The sequence below is a fragment of the Salinibaculum sp. SYNS191 genome, assembly GCF_037338445.1.
Lineage (GTDB): Archaea > Halobacteriota > Halobacteria > Halobacteriales > Haloarculaceae > Salinibaculum > Salinibaculum marinum.
Genome location: NZ_CP147838.1, coordinates 686,362 through 704,351 on the forward strand (window position 1 = coordinate 686,362; position 17,990 = coordinate 704,351).

At 70.8% G+C, this 17,990-nt stretch carries 18 protein-coding genes; 3 read left to right on the forward strand and 15 right to left on the reverse strand.

All coding sequences use genetic code 11. From position 1 onward, the window contains the following. Window positions 1-2: 2 nt before the first annotated feature. Entirely contained in the window at window positions 3-1,100 is a 1,098-nt protein-coding gene (locus WDJ57_RS03660; RefSeq protein ID WP_338904019.1) for a hemolysin family protein, read from the forward strand. On the opposite strand, the gene WDJ57_RS03665 is transcribed toward WDJ57_RS03660, so the two are convergent. From WDJ57_RS03665 to WDJ57_RS03675, 3 genes are all read right to left on the reverse strand, one after another. Further along, the gene (locus tag WDJ57_RS03665) at window positions 1,101-1,700 is read right to left on the reverse strand and encodes an NUDIX hydrolase (protein WP_338904021.1); all 600 of its coding nucleotides are present in this window, start codon (window positions 1,698-1,700) and stop codon (window positions 1,101-1,103) included. A 64-nt stretch (window positions 1,701-1,764) separates the two neighbouring features. Continuing rightward, window positions 1,765-2,247 carry a DUF7109 family protein gene (locus WDJ57_RS03670; protein ID WP_338904023.1) on the reverse strand — a complete coding sequence of 161 codons (483 nt, stop codon included), beginning with the start codon at window positions 2,245-2,247 and terminating at the stop codon, window positions 1,765-1,767. Window positions 2,248-2,297: 50 nt separating this feature from the next. Further along, the gene (locus WDJ57_RS03675; RefSeq protein WP_338904025.1) at window positions 2,298-3,389 is read right to left on the reverse strand and encodes a glycosyl transferase family 2; all 1,092 of its coding nucleotides are present in this window, start codon (window positions 3,387-3,389) and stop codon (window positions 2,298-2,300) included. 82 nt (window positions 3,390-3,471) lie between these two features. Between WDJ57_RS03675 and WDJ57_RS03680 the strand changes: the two genes are divergently transcribed. Then, window positions 3,472-3,642, forward strand: a complete 171-nt coding sequence (locus WDJ57_RS03680; protein ID WP_338904027.1) for an HVO_0758 family zinc finger protein — start codon at window positions 3,472-3,474, stop codon at window positions 3,640-3,642. A gap of 1 nt (window position 3,643) precedes the next feature. Here the strand turns inward: WDJ57_RS03680 and WDJ57_RS03685 are convergent, their stop codons facing one another. The 12 genes from WDJ57_RS03685 to WDJ57_RS03740 all read right to left on the reverse strand — a co-directional run bounded on the left by WDJ57_RS03685 (window position 3,644) and on the right by WDJ57_RS03740 (window position 16,816). Beyond that, window positions 3,644-4,732: an aldo/keto reductase gene (locus WDJ57_RS03685; RefSeq protein WP_338904029.1), complete on the reverse strand. Its 1,089-nt coding sequence runs from the start codon at window positions 4,730-4,732 to the stop codon at window positions 3,644-3,646. A 44-nt stretch (window positions 4,733-4,776) separates the two neighbouring features. Next, complete coding sequence (locus tag WDJ57_RS03690; protein WP_338904030.1) at window positions 4,777-5,958, reverse strand: DHH family phosphoesterase; 1,182 nt, start codon at window positions 5,956-5,958, stop codon at window positions 4,777-4,779. Window positions 5,959-6,036: 78 nt separating this feature from the next. After that, window positions 6,037-6,933 (reverse strand): SDR family oxidoreductase, encoded by an 897-nt coding sequence (locus WDJ57_RS03695; protein WP_338906247.1) that lies wholly within the window; start codon window positions 6,931-6,933, stop codon window positions 6,037-6,039. Between the two features lie 2 nt (window positions 6,934-6,935). Beyond that, window positions 6,936-7,364 carry a DUF5791 family protein gene (locus WDJ57_RS03700; protein ID WP_338904031.1) on the reverse strand — a complete coding sequence of 143 codons (429 nt, stop codon included), beginning with the start codon at window positions 7,362-7,364 and terminating at the stop codon, window positions 6,936-6,938. A 96-nt stretch (window positions 7,365-7,460) separates the two neighbouring features. Beyond that, window positions 7,461-10,436 (reverse strand): DUF7286 family protein, encoded by a 2,976-nt coding sequence (locus WDJ57_RS03705; protein ID WP_338904033.1) that lies wholly within the window; start codon window positions 10,434-10,436, stop codon window positions 7,461-7,463. After that, window positions 10,424-11,236: a DUF7284 family protein gene (locus WDJ57_RS03710; protein WP_338904035.1), complete on the reverse strand. Its 813-nt coding sequence runs from the start codon at window positions 11,234-11,236 to the stop codon at window positions 10,424-10,426. Before WDJ57_RS03710 ends, WDJ57_RS03705 begins: the two co-directional genes overlap by 13 nt. Further along, complete coding sequence (locus tag WDJ57_RS03715; RefSeq protein ID WP_338904037.1) at window positions 11,233-11,622, reverse strand: DUF7285 family protein; 390 nt, start codon at window positions 11,620-11,622, stop codon at window positions 11,233-11,235. The genes WDJ57_RS03710 and WDJ57_RS03715 overlap by 4 nt, the downstream gene beginning before the upstream one ends. Further along, window positions 11,603-12,067: a DUF7283 family protein gene (locus tag WDJ57_RS03720; RefSeq protein ID WP_338904038.1), complete on the reverse strand. Its 465-nt coding sequence runs from the start codon at window positions 12,065-12,067 to the stop codon at window positions 11,603-11,605. The genes WDJ57_RS03715 and WDJ57_RS03720 overlap by 20 nt, the downstream gene beginning before the upstream one ends. A gap of 33 nt (window positions 12,068-12,100) precedes the next feature. Continuing rightward, entirely contained in the window at window positions 12,101-13,810 is a 1,710-nt protein-coding gene (locus tag WDJ57_RS03725; protein ID WP_338904040.1) for a type II secretion system F family protein, read from the reverse strand. Beyond that, window positions 13,807-15,723: a type II/IV secretion system ATPase subunit gene (locus WDJ57_RS03730; protein ID WP_338904041.1), complete on the reverse strand. Its 1,917-nt coding sequence runs from the start codon at window positions 15,721-15,723 to the stop codon at window positions 13,807-13,809. The genes WDJ57_RS03725 and WDJ57_RS03730 overlap by 4 nt, the downstream gene beginning before the upstream one ends. A gap of 26 nt (window positions 15,724-15,749) precedes the next feature. Continuing rightward, the gene (locus tag WDJ57_RS03735) at window positions 15,750-16,205 is read right to left on the reverse strand and encodes a DUF7311 family protein (protein WP_338904042.1); all 456 of its coding nucleotides are present in this window, start codon (window positions 16,203-16,205) and stop codon (window positions 15,750-15,752) included. Further along, on the reverse strand, window positions 16,205-16,816 hold the full coding sequence (locus WDJ57_RS03740; protein ID WP_338904043.1) for a DUF7310 family coiled-coil domain-containing protein: 612 nt from the start codon (window positions 16,814-16,816) through the stop codon (window positions 16,205-16,207). The genes WDJ57_RS03735 and WDJ57_RS03740 overlap by 1 nt, the downstream gene beginning before the upstream one ends. A 97-nt stretch (window positions 16,817-16,913) precedes the next feature. Between WDJ57_RS03740 and WDJ57_RS03745 the strand changes: the two genes are divergently transcribed. Beyond that, on the forward strand, window positions 16,914-17,987 hold the full coding sequence (locus WDJ57_RS03745) for a tubulin/FtsZ family protein (RefSeq protein ID WP_338904044.1): 1,074 nt from the start codon (window positions 16,914-16,916) through the stop codon (window positions 17,985-17,987). Window positions 17,988-17,990: the final 3 nt, after the last annotated feature.

The window sequence follows — 17,990 nt, forward strand, 5'->3', positions numbered from 1 at the left end:
GTATGAGTGAAGTCACGACGGCGCTTCGACTGCTCGGCGGTGTCGTCCTCCTGCTCGCCAACGGCTTCTTCGTGACGACGGAGTTCGCCCTGACCCGCGTCCGCCAGTTCCCCCGGTCGGAGTTCCAGACCGGGGGCCTCGAACGCGCCTGGGAGATGACCGAGCGCCTGGAGATATACCTCTCCGGCTGTCAGCTCGGCATCACGGTCTCCAGCGTCGGGCTGGGCGTCGTCGCCGAACCCGCCGTCGCAGCAGTCCTGAACCCCGTGCTGCAGGCCGTCGGTGCCGTCCCGTCGGGCGTCGAGCACGCCGCGCTCTCGGTCGTCGTCGCGCTGGGCATCATCAACCTCCTGCACGTCGTCGTCGGGGAGCAGGCACCGACCTACCTCGGCATCGAGCGCACGAAGTTCGTCGCCCGCTACGGCGGCCCGCTGCTGTACTGGTGGACGAAGCTCATGTCCCCGGTCATCATCCTGGCCGACCGCGTCGCCAAGGGGCTGCTCGGGGCGTTCGGCGTCGAGATAACCCGCTCGTGGGCGGAGGCAGAAGCGGAGGGCGACGAACCCGACCCGGGCTCTCGCGGTGAACTCCGGCGGACGATGGGCGAGACGCTCAGCAACGCCGGCCTCCCCGAGGAGCGCCGCGAGGAGGTGATGAACGCCCTCGAAATCGGCGACACGACCGTCGACGAGATAATGGTCGGCCGCGACGAGATCGTCGCGCTCTCCTCGACCGACGACTGGGAGACGAACCTCGACACCATCAGCCAGTCCCCCCACACGCGGTTCCCGCTGGTCGACGGCGACCACGACTCCTTCGATGGCGTCGTCTACGCGCCCTTGCTGTTGCGCCGGCTCCGAAACGGGGAGAACCCGATAGACGTGGACAGCGTCGCGCAGCCGCCGATGGAAGTCAGCCCCGACACGGTCGTCAGCGACCTCATCGACCAGTTCCAGTCGGAGAACCAGGAACTTGCGCTGGTCGTCGACGGGGGCCGGACAGTGGGGCTGGTGACAGCCACCGACGCATTCGAGGAGATAACCGGCGAGTTGCAGGACCCGCTCGACCACCAGTTCGACCTGGACTCCGACCGGACCTGACTACACCGGGAAGTCCGCGTCGGGGTCGACGACGCGGTCGACCTCCGGCGGCATCACCCAGTCGGTGGCGAGTTCCAGAAACTGTACGAGCATCCGCGCCGTCGCACCCCAGACGGTGTAGCCGTCGACGTAGAAGAAGTGCAGGCGGATGTCGCCGTAGTAGGGGTGGTCCCGGCGCTCGCTCTCGTAGTTGTCGAGGTCACAGAGGTCGGCGAGGGACAGGACGGCTATCTCGGCGACCTCCTCGTCAGACGGCTCGTACTGACGGTCCGGAACGGTCGCGACGAAGGGGCGGACGGAGTACTCCGTTATCGTCCTGATGTCGTCGAGGCGGCCGACGAAGTCGACCTCCGGACGCTGTAAGCCGATTTCCTCGTCGGCCTCGCGCAGCGCCGTGTCCCTGAGGTCGGCGTCCTCGGGTTCCCGCCCGCCGCCGGGAAAGCTCATCTGCCCGGGGTGGTCCGGGAGGTGGTCGGCGCGTTTCGTGAACAGCACAGAGGGGTCCCCGGGTCGCTCGACGACCGGCGCGATGACGGCGGCCTCCCGCTCCTGGTCGGAGACGACGGCCGGCTCGTAGTTCCGTATCCCCTCCAGATTCATACACTGAACGATGGGCCGCAGGTTGTTATACTGTCGGATACTGGCAGCGGACCGGCGCTGTCTGTCACTCCGTCGCGTCGTCCAGCCGTTCGCGCGCCGTCGAGAGGTCGACCGACCCCCACGCCTCCAGTTCGTAGCTCACGTCCAGCAGCGACGCGATGCGGGCCACGTCGTCCTCGTCGACGGCCGTCGCCGCCTCCCGCTGGAAGCGCCGCTGTGCCGCCTCTGCCGCGGCCTCGCTGTCGACGGGACGCTCGGCCACGTCCATGATGTGTGGCAGGTCGGTCGCCCCCGGCGGCAGTTCCGGGAACGCGACTGGACCGGGGACCAGCAACGGGTCCGTCACGTCCGCACCGGTCCCGTCCGGGTCGACAGCGACCAGGTGATAGCTGGCGAGTGCCGCGTCGATATCGTCGGCGAAGACCGCCGGGTCGACGTCCTCGCCGCTCTTGAAGGCGAGTTCGGCCAGTCCCCGACCGAGTTCTGCACGTGTCAGCCCGCCGAACAGGTCCGCCACGCCGGCGAGTTCGTCTGCGGTCAGGTCCATGGAGGATGCGCGAACGCCGCCGCCTTTAGCGTGCCGGCTGTTCGGACCCGTCAGGTGGCGTCCGCGATGGCCGCCGCGGAGAGCGAGCGGACGGCCTCGGCCTCCAGCGACGTCTCCCGCCAGGCCGGGAGTCTGCGGTCGGTCGCCGGTTCCCTGACCGCCGCGGCGTAGGTGTCGACCTGCTCGCGCTCGGCCGCTTCGTCGTACTCCAGCCCGTTGAACGCGGCGTCGGTCGCGTACTGCTCGACGAGCCGGTTGGCGTGCTCGCGGTACCGGTCCGGCAGCGTCCCGTAGTCCGGCGAGACGCCGGCGTCCGAAAGCGACTGGAACAGTGCTGCGCCGACCTCCCGGCACATGTCGCCCAGCCCCGAAGGGCCGCCGACCGAGCGGTGGTCGTGCTCGTGGAGGCCGAGGTCGACCTGGGCCGACCCCTCGAAGCCGGCGTGCTGGAAGGCGTCGCCGAGGGTCCCGACCTCCAGACCCCAGCCCCGCTGGACGCGCAGGCGCTCGACGAGGTCGCCGGTCGCGGCGAACTCCCCCGCGAGGCCGTACCGGAACGCGTCGAAGTACTGGACGACCGGCGCGTCGTGGGCGCTGGCGAGTGCACGGACCAGCGGCGCGTAGAACAGTCTGAACAGGCGGCCGTAGAGGCGGCCGTTCTCGACGCGGGCGTAGTACCCCTTCGAGAACTCGTGGCCGTTCGCGAGCGGAAAGAGCAGCCGGTTGACGTGGGCGGCGGTGTAGGTCTTCGCGTCGGCGTCGTGACAGACGACGTACTCGGAGTCGGCCGCCACGCCGAGCGCGAGCCAGACGTCGCGCCCTTTCCCGCTCTCGCCGTCGAGTCCCCGCTCGCGGAGGTGCGTCTCGACGCGGGGCGCGGAACACCAGAGCACCTCCGCCGTCAGGTCGAACCCGTCGACCCACGAGACGACTGCGCCGACCTCGTCCTCGGCGGCCCGGAGGGCGACGATGACCCGGCGGGGGTCGACACGCTCCAGTTCGGTCAGGACGCGCTCGGCGGCCAGGCTGGCGTGGTCGCGTTCGGTCATCGGAACGATGACTGTCGCCCGCTCGGTCGGTGCCGGCGGGTCGGCACCGTGGAAGTCGTGCAGCGTCGTGACACGCTCCTGGACGTACTCCATCGACTACCAGTTGGCTCGAACGGCGAAAAACCCGGCGGTCCCCGCCGGGGAGCTTTTGCCAGTTGGTGTCATATCGCTTCGTATGGACTCAGTCAGAAAGGGACTCAGGTCGGGGGACCTCGAGAAGGACACCTACGAGCGGCTGGCGTGTGCCGCCTGCGGCGAGGAGCTCGCGACGCAGAACGACCCGGACGTCGTCGGCAAGCTGCGCGTCTGCCCGGAGTGTGGGTCCGAGTGGAAACAGGTCGGGTAACTCACTCGAAGACCGCGTCGAACGCCCCCGCACCCAGCGGTTCGTAGGTCCCCGCCGCGACGTTCTCCGCGACGTGAGTCGGCGAGCCCATCCCAACGAGCGACGAGGTGACGCCGGGAGCGCTCCGCGCGAAGTTGATGGCACGCTGGGCCCGAGTCTCGCCCTCCAGTTCCGCGGCGACGCCCTCCGGCATCTCGCTCGCGAGCCGCCCCTGCATGATGCTGGCGCTCGTGAAGACGTCCAGTCCCGCGTCGTTGGCGAACCACAGCGCGCTCTTTGCACCGTCCGGCGTGTCGTGTGACGCGACGGTGAACGCGTCGGCCATGAAGACGTTGAAGGGGAGCTGTATCGCCCGGAGGTGCGTCGCCGCGTTGCCCGCCGCGTCGGCCGCCGCCCGCGCACGCTCGACGACTTCGCCGAGCGCGAGGTACTGGTCGTCGTCCTGCCGGACGCGGAAGGCCTCCCACGTCGCCACGCCGTAGTGGCGGATGTCGCCCGCCGCCGCGCGCTCCTCCAGGCGCTCGAAGGTCGCCTCCAGCGTGTCGTATACCTCGTCGACGCTCCGCTCGGCCAGTTGCGTCTCGGGGTTGTGGACGTAGTAGAGGTCGATGGTGTCGAGGTCCAGGTTCGACAGCGAGCGGTCGAGCTGGTCGTCGATGTACGCCGGGGCGATGCAGTGCTGGCCCCGCATCAGGTCGGCGGGAGCCACGAGTCCGGTGTCGACGAACTCCTCGCGGATGTACCGGCCCGGGTCCTCCGGGCGCTCGCCGTCGAAGGGGACGAAGCCGCCTTTCGTCGCGACGAGGACGGCCTCGCGGTCGACGTCGGCGTCGGCGAGCGCCCGCCCGACGACGCGCTCGCTGCGCTGGCACCGGTAGTTGATGGCCGTGTCGACGACGTTGACGCCGGATTCGACGGCCGCGACGATGGCGTCGCGGTAGTCGTCGTCGGCCGCGTCCGTCGGGTCACCGAGGTAGGTTCCCACTCCGATGCTGGAGACGACGCAGTCGCCGAAGGCCCGGAAGTAGGTGCGGGCGAAGTCGTCGGTGAAGCGGTCTCTGTAGTCCCAGGTCGCCGCGCGGGTTGCCATACTCCCGGTTGGACTCGCCGACGGAAAACAGCGCCGCACGCGGGTCAGCGGTCGCCGGCCAGCGTCTCGAACAGCCGGTCGGTGAACTCCTCGCGCGACAGCCCCTGGCTGGGGCCGATACCCTCCATGTGTTCGATGGAGAGCTGGCCGCCGCCCATCCGGGCGTGACCGCCAGCGCCGGCCATCGGGACGTCCTCGACGACGGCCCGGAGCGACTTGCCCATGTGGACCCGGTCGTCGCGCGAGCGTCCGGAGAGGTGTATCGTCCCGTCCTTGTCCCCGAAGACGACGACGGCTGTGACCCCTTCCAGCCGGAGGAGTTCGTCGGCCGCCTGCGGAATCGCGTCGACGTTGGAGACGGTGCCCACGTCGCTGACCGCGAAGGCGTTGCGGACGTCGCGGCTGGTGATGGCCGTCGCCTTGATGTCCAGAACCTCCGCGTCGACCTCGGGATTGGCGATGCGGTCGAGCCTGTCCTCGTCGACGCCGGGGTAGAGGAAGGCGGAGGCCTCGAACTCCGCCGAGGAACAGCCCTTCGTCAGCGACTTCGTGTCGGACTGGATGCCGTAGAGCAGCCCCGTCGCGACGCGGGGGTCGATGACGTCCTCGGTGTCCTCGACCGTCGCCAGTTCCTCCGGGTCGATAGGCTTCAGTCCCATCTCCTCGAAGTACTCCGCGAAGATGCTGGCGCAGGCGCCGTTGTCCGTCCGGACGTCGGTGAAGGCCGACCCCTCGCCGCCGCCCGGATGGTGGTCGACGACGGCGAAGGGGTCGACGCCCTCGGCTCCCGAGAATCCGCGGGGCTCGTTGTGGTCGACGAGGACGACCGGGACGTCCGGGAGGTCGGCGGAGGACTCCACCCGGTCGAAATCCAGGTCGAGCACGGTCTCGAAGGCGCGGTTCTCCTGGTGTCGAATCTGGCCGGGGTAGTGGAGCGAGGCCTCGGTGTCGGTGTAGTCGGCGATGGCCCCCACGGCGAGGGCGGCCGACATCGCGTCCGGGTCGGGGTTGGGGTGCATGAGGACGGCCACCCTGTCGTGGCGGCCGAGCAGGCGGGCGAAGCGCTGGCCACCCGTCTGGGTGAACCGGCGGAACCCGAAGAAGAGGACCACGAGAAGGACGACGACGGCCACCGCAATCGCGGCTGCGACGAGCGGGTTGTCGCCGACGTACGACGTGACGCCATCGAGCTGTAGTGGCACGGCGCCAGCGTCGGCACAGTACATTACACCCTACCGCTCGACGCCGAGACAAAAATACGTTCCCCTCCGGTTCTGAAGAAAACAACCGGACGGAAACACCGCTCAGCCGTCGGTTCTGTCCAGATAGTCCGCGATGGCCGCGGCGTACCCCTCGCGGTAGGTCGGGAAGGCAAAGTCGTAGCCCAGCGACCGGAGTTTGTCGTTCGAACACCGCTTGCTCGTCCGGAGTCGCCGTCTGGCTGCCGCCGAGAGGTCGTCGTCCGCCAGTCGCTGCTCGACCGTTCGCTTCGGCGGGGCCTCGACGCCGCATTGCTCGGCCAGCCAGTCGGCGAACGCCCACTTCGAGACCGGTTGGTCGTCGACCACGAGCACCGTCTCGCCGCGGGCGTGGTCGCCGACGAGCAGGTGACGGACCGCACCCGCCGCGTCGTCCCGGTGGACCATGTTCAGGTACCCCTCCGTCACCGGTCCCTCGACGTACCGCTCCAGGCGATAGCGGTCGGGGCCGTACAGCCCGGCGAAGCGCGCCACGGTGCCGTCGATGCCGTGTTCCGCCGGACGCTCGAGTGCGACCCGTTCGGCCGTCGCGAGCACTTTGGTCTTGTCGGTCTGTGGGTCCAGCGGCGTCGCCTCGTCCACCCAGTCGCCGCCGTGGTCGCCGTAGACGCCGGTGCTCGACGTGTAGCAGTACCGCTCGGGCGCGTCGTCGCGGCCACAGAAGTGGTCGATAGCCGCCTCCTGGCCCGTGACGTAGACCTCGCGGGCGGCGTCGGCCCCGCGACCGCCGGAACTGGCCGCGAAGACGACGGCGTCGACGTCGGGAACCGCCGCCAGCGTCGACGGGTCCGTCAGGTCCGCGCGAACGGCGTCGAAGCCCGCCGCCTCGATGGCCGCCAGCCCCGCGTCGGACCGTCGAACGCCGACCACCTCGTGGTCCGGAGCGAGTTGTCGCCCCAGTTCGAGGCCGACGTAGCCACAGCCGAGGATTGCGACCCGCATCGTCACCGCTTGCGCGCCTCGATGGTCGAGTGGAGGCGCGCGTACTCGTCGAGCGTCATCGGATACCGGCCCTCTATCTTCTGCTGTATCTCCTTCGGTTCGAGCGCGTCGTTGACCTCCGACGCGAGCGCCTCGACGTCGAGGACGGCAGTCGTCATCCCCATCAGGAGGATGTCACGCGCCTCCACCGCGACGGTGTCCGCGTCCGGACGGTCCTCGTCCGTCGCGAGGATGGCGGCGGCCTCCGTGAGCGAGAGGTCCGGTGACTCCCCGGCGACGAGCGCGTCGAGCGTCTCCGCGTCCACTCCCGAACGGTCGGCGACTGTCTCCCTGCCGACAGCGTCTATCGTCGCCACGAGCACGTCGTCGTACGCAGCGCGCAGCGCGTCGGCGTCCTGTTCACCCGCCGACTCGAACTCGCCTCTGAGCATACGCCTACTAGTCGGGGCGCGTACAAATCAGTTCACTTCGGCGGTCGCAGGGGCGTCGCGGCAAGTAACCGCGCCAGGGCCACCGGACTCTGTCGATCACCCTGCCCGCCCCGGCGTCGGCCACCCCGGCGACGTCTCGGTCATCTGTCCGTCCACGTCCCCGACTCCGCGGGAGCCCGGAGGGACTGCGACCGCGACGCTCGTATGCGTCCGGAAACTGACACGTGTGCCCGCCCCCAGCCGCTCGGCAGCGCCGTCGTCGTCGACGTCCAGCGCGACCGGCGTGCCGTCCCTGACGTACCTGAGCGTGGCACCGGGCTCGTCGGGGGTTCCCCGCGGCGCACTCACGACGAACCGGGCGTACTCGCCGGCCACTTCGACCTCCCAGTAGTTGACCGTGAGGTACCAGGCCGGGGGCACGGGGGCGAGAGGGAGCCCCGCGGGAAGCCGGCTCAGCGTCTTGCCGGTCACTGCCTCCGCACCGCGTTTCACACCCTGTTTCACGGCGTCGCCGACGGCTTTGTTCGCCCTGGACCGCCCGAGGCGACGGAGCGTCCCGGCGTGCTTCTCGACGGGGGACTGTGGCGGCCGGGCCGCCTTCGTCTCCAGAGCCGCGGTGAGGTCGCGGTCCAGCACGAGTGCGAGTCTGTCGCTCGTCCGCGCGGAGAGCTTCCACCGCTCGGTCGCCACCGTCGCTATCGCGGCGGCGGCCGACCCGTTCGACAGCGCCATCGCCCGTGTCGCAGGCCCGTCCCAGCGGCCGAGCGCCGTGTCGAGCACCTCCGTCGGTTCGGTTTGCCGGGTCGGCACGACCGTTTCCAGCGTCTCCGCGGCCACGGAACGGAGGTGGTCGTTGGCGGCCGCGACGTCCTGACGGAGGGCCGTCTCGTCGACGTCCAGCCCCGCCACGCGCGCCGAGTCGAGCACCTGCGCCGCGGTGCGGAGACGGGTGCGGTCCGGTCCGAACAGGACCTCGGTCACGGCGTCGGCAGCGTCGCCGTACGGAACGGCGAACAGGTTCCGGTTGCGGGCGACCAGCGGGTGTTCGGCGGTCCCCTCGGGAATGCCTGCGACCGACGTCCCGGAGAGTTCACCGAGCGTCAGATAGGAGGGTGACGTGGTCACGCGCATCTGCACACCGTCCGCCCCGAGCGACGCTGTGGCCGCTCCGTCACGTGACTCGTACCCAGACTGGAGCGTCTCGAGCGAAACCCCGTCACTCTCGGATAGCTGGTCCGCGACCCGGGAGCGTCGGACGGCGTGGCCCGCCGCCCGCACTTCCAGACGGCGTCGCACCCGGTCCAGGTACGCGCGGCGGGCGGCGACGCGGGCGCGGCTCGCCACGCCGTCGTAGGCGTCGGGGACGTCGAGCAAGGCCGCTCGCCGGTCTGCCAGCCGTTTCAGCAGTCGTTCGGCGGGATTGGCCTGCAGCGTCGCGAGTTCGCCTCTAGAGACCGTAACCGAGAGGTTGCGGACCCGCTCGCGCACTGTCACGATGTCGTGGTACACCCACCGGGAGAGCGTCGCCGGTCGGTCACCGACGACCGTCGCCGAGGCCGTCCCCCCACCCTTCCCCGCGACACGGCGCGCAACCGCGTCTGCGCCACCGGGAAGCAGTACCTGCCGGGCCTCTGACCGGACGTCGGCGAGGTTCGAGCCGTCGAGCGGACCGCCACGTTCGTGGACGGACCCGAACGGTCGAACCGGCGTCTCGCCCGTGTCGTGCCGGCCGACCAGCGTGATGCCCACGGCAGTCGACCGGCGCCGTCGTTCGACGGTCTGTCGGTGTCCGTCCGGAGTCCGCCAGCGTCGCGTCACCGTTGTCGTCACGTTCACCCACCGCGAGTGAGACGCGAGGAGGTGCCAGGGACCGTCGACCGTCCCGCTGTCCCTCTCCAGCGGGTCGACCGCCGTCCGGTTCGTCACGTCGCGTCCGACGAGTGTCCAGTTCGAACCGGGAGAGCGAGGCTGCCGGAGCGAGACGGTCTCGCTGGAGAGGACACGAGAGCGGCGCTGGACGGCGACGGTGTAGGGCTGTCTGAGAGTTCGGTTCAGGCCCGCGACGGTGTCGAGAAAGGCCCTGTCAGCGGTTTCGTTGACTCCGATAGTGACAGCCTCCTGTGGCGACGCACCCGACGTCCGTGACTGGGCGCGCTCGACGGCGACCGACGGAAGTCGATCGCCCTGCAGGTCGTCGTGTGCCTGGGAAAGCCGGTCTGCGACGGGGGAGGACCCGCCGTCTATCGCGTCGGTGAGCGCCGTGTTCGCAGTCGCCCAGCCGAGGACGGACTGCCCGACGCGGTCGCTCCGGCCGAAGAAATCGCGCTGCATGGCGAGGAGTGCGCCGTTCGTGAACAGCCCGACGTGTCGGTTGGCGAGGACGTTCTCGATGGGTGTACCGCCGTACTGGGCGTAGCCACGGGCCCACACCAGCGGATAGAGCCGGCCCGTCAGTCTGGCCCCCAGTCCCGGGTCGCCGGGACCGGCATCGAGTCGGCGCTCGAAGGTGTCGACCCTGTCGTGGAGGACGAGCGTCGGGACTGGAACCGTCACCGTCGGCGAGAGCGTCCGGGTGCCCACGACGCGGCCGTCCCGGGTCGCGGTGAGGGTCACGTTCGACACGGTCGCTCTGAGTGCGGTGTTGCGAGGACCGGCCCGCGAGATGGAGACCCGGCGTTTGGCGTCGCGCAGCGCGGCCGGGGTCGGCGTCGGCGGGAGCCTCGCAGTGACGTCGATGCCCTCGTCACCGTCGAGACGCTGGAGGCGGTCGCGAACTGCGAGGTAGACCCGAATCCGCAGTGAGTCACGGAACGTCGACGTCGTGTTCAGGACCGCGCCGAAGCGCGTCCCGGCTGGGTCCGTTATCGGGTCGGTCGCTGCTGCCCGTGCCGCCGCAGTGACAGCGTCGCGGACAGCACTCTGTGTCTCGGCCGCGGTCGTGTCGAGGGCGTCTCCGACAGCGGGTCCGGTGGCCGGCTGCCCCGTCAGCGACCCGGCGAAGGTGGCGCTCCCGAGCAGGAGCACGACACCGACGAGCGCGAAGGGAATCCGGGCCCCGGTCACGGCTCCCACCGCCTCACCGCGATTGTCACCGTTCCGGTCCGGAGCGCGTCCCGGGCACCGGCGGGGCTCTCGAATCGGGTGCGCATATCCGTCGCGAGTCGCCGCGTCAGCGCGCCCGCGATGGAACTGTGTGCACCCGCGACGTCTCCCCGGGAAAACGGCGTCGCGTCCAGTCCGAGCGCGTCCGCCATCGAACGGTACCTGCTGGCAGCCGCGGCCGCCCGTGGACCGGACTGTCCGAGCGCTGCGCCGTGTGACGTCGACGGAAGGAGCGTCTCCGTCACCCTGCGAGCGACCCGTCCTGCGAGGTCCCGATATCCGCCGGCGGGTCCGGCGGACCTCGCCGCCGTCGACACCACCGGCGATGGGACCTGTAGCGTTGCGACGGAGACGTCGACCGCGGACGGGGGTGGGCTCCCGACTGCAACGCGACCCTCCACGGGCGCACCCCTGTACGGTCGCCAGACGGCCGTCACCTGTGTCCTGTTCGGTGCCCGGACCGTCGCGCGAACGCGGCGTCGGACGGCGCTGCCGAAGGTACCCGAAACAGTCGTCACGGGAACGTCACTGACGGTAGTGTTGGCGAGCGCCGCCTTCGCGAGCAGCGTCGCCAGGGTGCCGTGAGCCCGCCGTTGTTCCTGCCGGAGGTCGTACTCGACAGTCGCGGTGGTCGTCGCGAGGACCTCAGCGGTCTGCTCGACAGCGGGGCCGGACGCAACCGGAGTGGGAGCGTAGACCACGGTTCCGACGGCGGCCGAGACCAGCAGGAGGAAGACGGCCACGTCGAGGACGGTACTGATTGCTCTCATCGCCAGACGACCACCCGTAGCTGGCCGGGGCGCACCTTCGCCGGAGCTATCCTGACGCTGACCCGCGCCGTCGCCCGGTCGGCATCCGACGGCGGTGTCGGGCCTCGTGACCACTGTTTCCCGCCGGCCCGCAGTGTGAGGTTGCCGTGCCAGCCGGAGGGGAGCGCTGCCATCGCGGACTCCAGCCGCGCCGGGTCGACGACGCCCGCCTCCTCCAGCGTCCGTTCGACGCCGTCGAGGATCACCTCCGGCGTCTCCCGCTCGGGAGCCGGAGTGACGGCTTCTTCCAGCGTATCAGCGTAGATGACCAGGCCCGCCGAGACGGCCAGGACGGCCGCCAGGGCGGCCAGCGGCTCGACCTGTCCCCTACCCGACGAGCGTCGCATCGACATCCCCCCAGCGAACGCGCCGTGCGGTCAGTCCGTCCGGTGCCGGCCGCCAGCGGGGAGACTCACGTCGGGCCGCCCGGAGCGCGTCCCGGAAGGCTGTTTTCGACGGGAAGGCGCTGGCCGGTGGTCGCCCGTGGAGGACGCGAGCCAGCGGCCCGCTATCGACGGGCGTGACCGGACCGAAGGCGAACCGTGCGCGCGCAGTACCGCCATCGCTTCGGAGAGCGAGTTCCCGAGGGGCGAGACGGATGCGGGACGCAGAGAGCGTGACCCTCGCGCGGGCACTGCCGGGGCTCGATGCGACCTCGTCGATGGCGTCTGCGACCGGCCCGGGACTCGGCGGCGCAGCGGTCGGCAGGGAGAGGGCGGTCCCCGCGACAGCGACGCTCACCAGGCCGAGTCCGAGCCACACGTACCAGGTGTCTAGTGGCGCGTCGAACACGGGGGGCGCTGGTCGCCCGCTGGGTGATAAAGTTCAGGCGATGCCGCCGACGACCAGATAGCTGCCGAGGTAGACGACCGTTCCGACGGCGAGCGCACGCCCGACGCGGACGGCCACGAGCGCGCGGTCCAGTCCCCGAACCAGTCCAGTCGAGAGGGTCGGCAGGACGGCGGCCAGGACGAGAACGTACCACCCGACTGCGAGTCCGAGCCAGGGGAGTTCGCTGCCGCCGCCGGGGAGGCCCCCGGAGCCACCGCCGGCCATCCCGTCCGCGAGCGCGACCGTCGCGCCGGCGACGAGCGGCCCGAACACCGTTCCCGTGCTCTGGAGAGTGCCACAGACCGACCGGAGGGTACTGCGGGCCGAGCGCTCGACGCGCTGCAGTTCGTCGACGTGGGTGGCGAGCGAGCGTATCGCCGGCCCCGCCGGTGCCCCGTGGCTGGCGGCCAGCCCCAGAAACGCCACGCTGTCGCGGAGTCGCCGACTCGGGACGTGCTCCAGTGCCCCGTACTCGCCAACGAACGCGCGTTCGACGCCGACTTGCAACTGGCGCTGCTGTCGCGCCGCCGTCTCGAAGACGCGTCCGATGGGTCCGGTGACGTCCTCCGCAGTCGCTGCGACGGCAGACTCGACCGACCGGCCGTTCGAGACCCGGCGGCCGACCAGCGCGAGCGCGTCGGTGAGTCCCTCCTCGACGGCGGCGACGCGCTCGTGGACGGCCAGGTAGGGGCGATACTGCGCCAGCAGCGCCGTCCCGGTTCCGAGACCCACCGCAGCTATCGGGGGTGCCCACTTCGGCAGCGCGAGTGCCGTGCCGTACCAGCCAGCGACGCCGGCGGCAAGACCGGTGAGGACTGCGGTCAGACGACGGTCGGGAACGTCGGGAACGTCGGGGTGGCTCCGTCGCACGGCTGGCGGCGGAAACGTCGCCGGACGGCGCGCGAGAAGCCAGGCGGCCGCCGTCACCAGCACCGCGGGCAACAACAGGTCGTAGACGACTGCGACCGAGAGGGGCGTGACGCCGACACCGGCAGCGTGGGCGGCCGGCAGCAGCGCGACCAGCGCTGTCGGCAGGAGGATGCCGAAAGCGTACAGCGCGGTCAGCGGTCCCCGAATCTGCTCGCCGAACGACCGCAACTGGTCGCGCGTCCCGTCGAGAACGACAGAGAGCGCCCGGTCGAGACTCCGGTCTCGCTCCTCGGCCGGGAGTTCCGCGGCCGTGCCGACCAGCGCGAGCGAGCGTGCGAGCGCAGGGAACCACTCCGCCCACTCGTCGCCGAACCGTTCCAGTGCGGAGGCGTGGGTCCCGCGAACCTGTCGAACGTGACGCCCGAGACTGTCGGCCAGCGGCGTGTCACTGGCCCTGGCGGCGAAGACAGCGGCGCGCTCGGGGGACGGAGACAGCCGCATGCTGAGTACAGCACGCCCGACGAGTGCGGGAGCGTCACCCAGCGCACGGACCCGACGCGCGGTCGCGAGCAGTCTCGGGACCAGCGTGAACGACGACATCACGACCAGCGTGACGGTGCTCGACAGGAGCAAAGAGAGGAGCCGAAGCCGCGTCGGGGCCACCGCCGAGAGGAGAAGCGTCAGTGCCGCTCCGACCAGTCCAGCGCCGTAACTCGCCCGGAGAACTCCGGCCGCCGACCGCTCCCACCCCAGGAAGGCGACGGCCCGGCGCAGGTCCTCGTCGGGGTCGACAGACCACGGGTACAGCCGTGCGAGTCTGGCGACCGGACTCATGCCGTCCGTTCCGTCACCGCCGCCGTCACGCTCTCGAGGTCTGTCCGCCCCGCGCGTGCCTGCTCGGCCAGTTCCTCCTCGCGGTGCTCCAGTCGTGACAGCAGGTCGGCGTAGGTCTCCCCGGGACGCCGAAGCGTCTCCAGTAGCTGCGCGTTCCCGCGGGCGAGTCTGTCCGTCGATGCGAGGGTCTCGTCGGTCCGCTGGAACAATGGCACGAACGACCCGCTCTCGCCGTCGATAACCTCCTCGATAGCTCGCACCCGTCTGGTGCCGTCGGCGCACTGTTCAAGCGAAACCACGACGTCCGTGACGGCAAAGGACGAGGGTGGCACGCCAAGGTCGTCGACGACGCGGTCGTAGACGGCGTCTGCATCCTCGCCGTGGATAGTGCCGAGAACGGCCTCGTTGTTCGCGCCGACGCGCATGGCTTCGTAGAGCGACTGCGCCTCGGTCCCGCGGACTTCCCCGACGACGAGCGCGCCGTCACCGAGTCGCAGCGCCGTCCGGACGGCCTCGGTGGGCGAGAGGACTCCACTCTCCTCGGTCGTCCGGAGCGCCTGGACGTCCCGGCCGCTGTCCTGGAGCCGTCCGACGGGGAGTTCCGGGGCGTCCTCGATGACCACGGTGCGGACGTCGGGTGGTAGCTCGGGCAACAGTGCGGTCAGCAGCGTCGTCTTCCCGGCCCCTCTCGGGCCGGCGACGAGCACAGCCGCGCCCCGCTCGACGGCCAGCGACAGCAGCCCGGCCGCCGCCGGTGTCAGGGTCCCGTTGCCGACGAGCGCGGGGAGCGTCCAGACGTCGCGGTCGTGGGCGCGGAAGGCGAAGGCGGCACCCTCGCTGACTGGGTCGGTGACGCCGGCGACCCGGACCTGTCGGTCGCCGACGGTCGTCGCGGCGTCGAGCGTCGGGTCCGCACGCGAGAAGCCCCGCCCGCTCTCCCGTCGGTACCGGGCGGCGAAGGCCTCGACGCCGCGCTCGGTGAGGCGCACGTTCGTCGGAAGCGTCCGATCACCCGCGCGGACGCGAAGCGGGTTCCGGTCCGCAGGGGCCGTGACGAAGACGTCCGAGACGTCGGGGTCGGCGAACAGTTCCGCCAGCAGTCCGTGGCCGCGGGTGTGTCGGTGGAGGACGCGACCGAGGCGTTCGACCGGCGGACTCTCGGTTCCCGCGGCGGTCGCTTCCGGGTCGCGCTCCGCGACGACCTGGCGGACCGCTCGCGGGGGCGCTCGCTCGCCGCCCTCGACGGCCCCCTCCGCGAGTCGCCGGTAGGCAGTCGCCAGCGTCCCCGCGGCTGCCGCGTCGAGGTCGCTGTCGAGCGGCGTGAGGTGGTACCGGCCGCCGGACCCGGTGTCGTAGATGCGCGCTGTCCCGCCGGTGTCGAGGTCGCGAACGGCGGTCAGTTCGGCGGTCGCCGGGGGAGCGGCCTCGACGCGCCAGTCGCTGACCGTCAGCCCGACCAGCGGTGCCAGACCCGTCTCGTAGTCCTCGACGCGGACGGCCAGCTCCGCCAGCCCGGTCTCCGCGGCGACGTCCGACGTGGCATCCGCGCGGCCGGTCGCCTCGCGAGCCGCGCCGAGCGGGTCGCGCATCGCCCGCTCGGCCAGTCGTCGGTCCCGCCGACGGACCGACTCGGCAAAGCGCCCGGCGGCGACGAGCAGCGACGCAGCGTCGGCCTCGTAGACCCGCTCGACACCCCTCTGCCGGACGCGGACGACCTCCACGTCCCGGGCAGTCAGCGCCCGGACGACCGTCTCGCGACAGTCGGCGTCGGCGTGGAGGCGGCCGCCGCCGTCGCAGTCCGCTGCCTCGACGACGAGCGCGTCGCCGTCGAAAGAGGTGGTACAGCCACACGGTGCATCCGCGTCCGAGTCGGCCGAGAGCACGTCGGGCAGTCTGTCCCGTAACGTCTCCATGGACTGGGGTGGTCCGGTACTCCGATTTAAACGTCCGGGCGGCGGACCACCACGACCGCACGGCCTGCGCGGCGCTGAAAGGTCAACACGAGTCGGTGGCGACCCCCGTCACGGAGGGTAAGACCCCCGGGCGGCCCGACGACCGGGACGGGCGAACGGGTGTGAAACGTCGTCCAGTTGCCGCCGGTGACGCGGTAGGAGATTGCCTCGTCGCTGCCGGGCGGGGGGACCCGGAGCGCAGCGAGGGGGGCGGTTCCCCACGACGCCTGCGGAAGTACGACCGCGTGCTCGCGGCGCGCCCCTGGTGCGTCTCTCGGCACCGGGTCGCTGGCGTCCGCGAGCCTCGTCGCGGCGCTGTCGAGGTGCCGAAGTTCGTTCTCGACGGTCCGCTCGGCGTGGGTCGTGCGCGCCGAGTCGACGACCGGGAGCGCCGTTGCGAGCAGCGCGGTCGCGAGCGCGACGGCGAGGACGGTCCGCAGCATCAGACGAGCGCCCGGATGCGAGCGAGCACGCCAGCCTCGTCGTCCGCCCCAGTCTCCGACGGTGCTGTCCCGGACGTGCCCGCGGTGTCACCCTCGTCGGCGAGTGACGCGGGGTCCCGTTCGACGTCGTCGTCGAGAAACGACCTCCCGTCGGTCAGCTCCTCGCGCGGCGCAGACGGTGCAAAGTCCCCGCGAGCCGCGGCCGACGCCGGTGAGTCGGGAGTGGGGGCGTCCGCAGTCGTCGCACCCTGTGATTGACCCGCACCAGTCGCCGGTCCAGATCCGTCGCCGTCGGCCTGCCGGGACTGCCGCCGGTGGTCGCCCGACGAGTCCGCCACGGCTCTGCTGGCAGCCTCGGCCTTCGAGAGTGCCAGGTCGGCGCGCTGCTCGACTTCCTCGTTGACCGAGCGGACGTTGCCGACGTAGCCACGGAGCGCCTGGGTGGCCGCTTCCAGTTCGGCGACGCGGTCGGTCAGCGCCGCCAGGTCGGTTTCCAGGTCGTCGACTCGCTCTGCGACCTCCGCGGCGGTCGCGAGGTCGGGACGGTCCCCGTCGGTGTCGGTCAGCGCGCGCTCGACGGCTGCGAGCCGTTCCTCGAAGCTCTCGTCCATGAACCGGCGTGGTCGCGCTTCCGTACTTGAATGTGGGGACCGCCGGCAACCCACGACGTGCCTAACGTTCATTAACCGGGTCGCCCAGGTATGCAATATGAAAGTCGTCCTGATAGGTGTCGGCCAGGCCGGTGGGAAGGTGACCCAGGCCCTGGCCGAGTTCGACTACGAGATGGGTTTCGGCGCGGTGCAGGGCGCGTTCGCCGTCAACACCGCGCGGACGGACCTCCAGGAGTTGGAGATAGACACGATGCTCGTCGGCCAGGACCGCGTGAAGGGCCACGGCGTCGGCGGCGACAACGAACTCGGCGCGGAGATTATGCAGGACGAGTCCACGGAGGTGATGGACGAACTCGGCCAGCGAATCACGACCGACGTCGAGGCCGTCTTCATCGTCGCGGGCCTCGGTGGCGGGACCGGCAGCGGCGGTGCGCCAGCGCTCGCGAACGAACTCAATCGCGTCTACGACGTCCCGATCTACACGCTCGGCATCCTCCCCGGCCGCGACGAGGGCTCTATCTACCAGGCCAACGCCGGCCGGTCGCTCAAGACCGTCGTCCGCGAGTCCGACTCCGCCCTCCTCATCGACAACGACGCCTGGCGCGAGAGCGGCGAGAGCGTCGAGGAAGGATTCGAGAAGATAAACGAACAGATCGCCCGCCGCGTCGGCCTCCTGCTCGCCTCCGGCGAGGCCGTCGAAGGCGTCGGAGAGAGCGTCGTGGACTCCTCGGAGATAATCAACACCCTCCGCGAGGGCGGCATGGCGTGTATGGGCTACGCCACCGCGGAAGCCAGCGAGGACGCCGGCGAGAACATCAACACCATCACCAGCCTGACGCGCAACGCCCTCCTGACGAAGATGAGCCTGCCGGACGCCGTCGAGGCGCAGGCAGCCCTCCTGGTCATCGCCGGCGACCCGGACCGCATCTCGCGGAAGGGCGTCGAGCGCGCCCGGAAGTGGGTCGAGGAGGAGACGGGGTCGCTACAGGTCCGCGGCGGGGACTTCCCGCTCGCCAGCGAGCGACTCGGTGCGCTCGTCCTGCTTGGCGGGGTCGAGCGCTCGCGACGCGTCGAGGAGTTCATGGAGCGAGCGCGCGAGGCGCAGGACAACGCGCCGCAGGGTGACGCGAAAGCGGTGTTCGAGAACGAGGACCTGGACGACCTCTTCTGAGAC

Excerpts from the sequence above, each read along its gene's own strand:
- WDJ57_RS03730 (WP_338904041.1), bottom strand. The coding sequence starts at position 15,723 with ATGGAGACGTTACGGGACAGACTGCCCGACGTGCTCTCGGCCGACTCG.
- WDJ57_RS03745 (WP_338904044.1), top strand. The coding sequence starts at position 16,914 with ATGAAAGTCGTCCTGATAGGTGTCGGCCAGGCCGGTGGGAAGGTGACC.
- WDJ57_RS03675 (WP_338904025.1), bottom strand. The coding sequence starts at position 3,389 with ATGGAGTACGTCCAGGAGCGTGTCACGACGCTGCACGACTTCCACGGT.
- WDJ57_RS03665 (WP_338904021.1), bottom strand. The coding sequence starts at position 1,700 with ATGAATCTGGAGGGGATACGGAACTACGAGCCGGCCGTCGTCTCCGAC.
- WDJ57_RS03680 (WP_338904027.1), top strand. The coding sequence starts at position 3,472 with ATGGACTCAGTCAGAAAGGGACTCAGGTCGGGGGACCTCGAGAAGGAC.
- WDJ57_RS03685 (WP_338904029.1), bottom strand. The coding sequence starts at position 4,732 with ATGGCAACCCGCGCGGCGACCTGGGACTACAGAGACCGCTTCACCGAC.
- WDJ57_RS03670 (WP_338904023.1), bottom strand. The coding sequence starts at position 2,247 with ATGGACCTGACCGCAGACGAACTCGCCGGCGTGGCGGACCTGTTCGGC.
- WDJ57_RS03690 (WP_338904030.1), bottom strand. The coding sequence starts at position 5,958 with ATGTACTGTGCCGACGCTGGCGCCGTGCCACTACAGCTCGATGGCGTC.
- WDJ57_RS03695 (WP_338906247.1), bottom strand. The coding sequence starts at position 6,933 with ATGCGGGTCGCAATCCTCGGCTGTGGCTACGTCGGCCTCGAACTGGGG.
- WDJ57_RS03740 (WP_338904043.1), bottom strand. The coding sequence starts at position 16,816 with ATGGACGAGAGCTTCGAGGAACGGCTCGCAGCCGTCGAGCGCGCGCTG.
- WDJ57_RS03700 (WP_338904031.1), bottom strand. The coding sequence starts at position 7,364 with ATGCTCAGAGGCGAGTTCGAGTCGGCGGGTGAACAGGACGCCGACGCG.
- WDJ57_RS03710 (WP_338904035.1), bottom strand. The coding sequence starts at position 11,236 with ATGAGAGCAATCAGTACCGTCCTCGACGTGGCCGTCTTCCTCCTGCTG.
- WDJ57_RS03725 (WP_338904040.1), bottom strand. The coding sequence starts at position 13,810 with ATGAGTCCGGTCGCCAGACTCGCACGGCTGTACCCGTGGTCTGTCGAC.
- WDJ57_RS03660 (WP_338904019.1), top strand. The coding sequence starts at position 3 with ATGAGTGAAGTCACGACGGCGCTTCGACTGCTCGGCGGTGTCGTCCTC.
- WDJ57_RS03735 (WP_338904042.1), bottom strand. The coding sequence starts at position 16,205 with ATGCTGCGGACCGTCCTCGCCGTCGCGCTCGCGACCGCGCTGCTCGCA.
- WDJ57_RS03715 (WP_338904037.1), bottom strand. The coding sequence starts at position 11,622 with ATGCGACGCTCGTCGGGTAGGGGACAGGTCGAGCCGCTGGCCGCCCTG.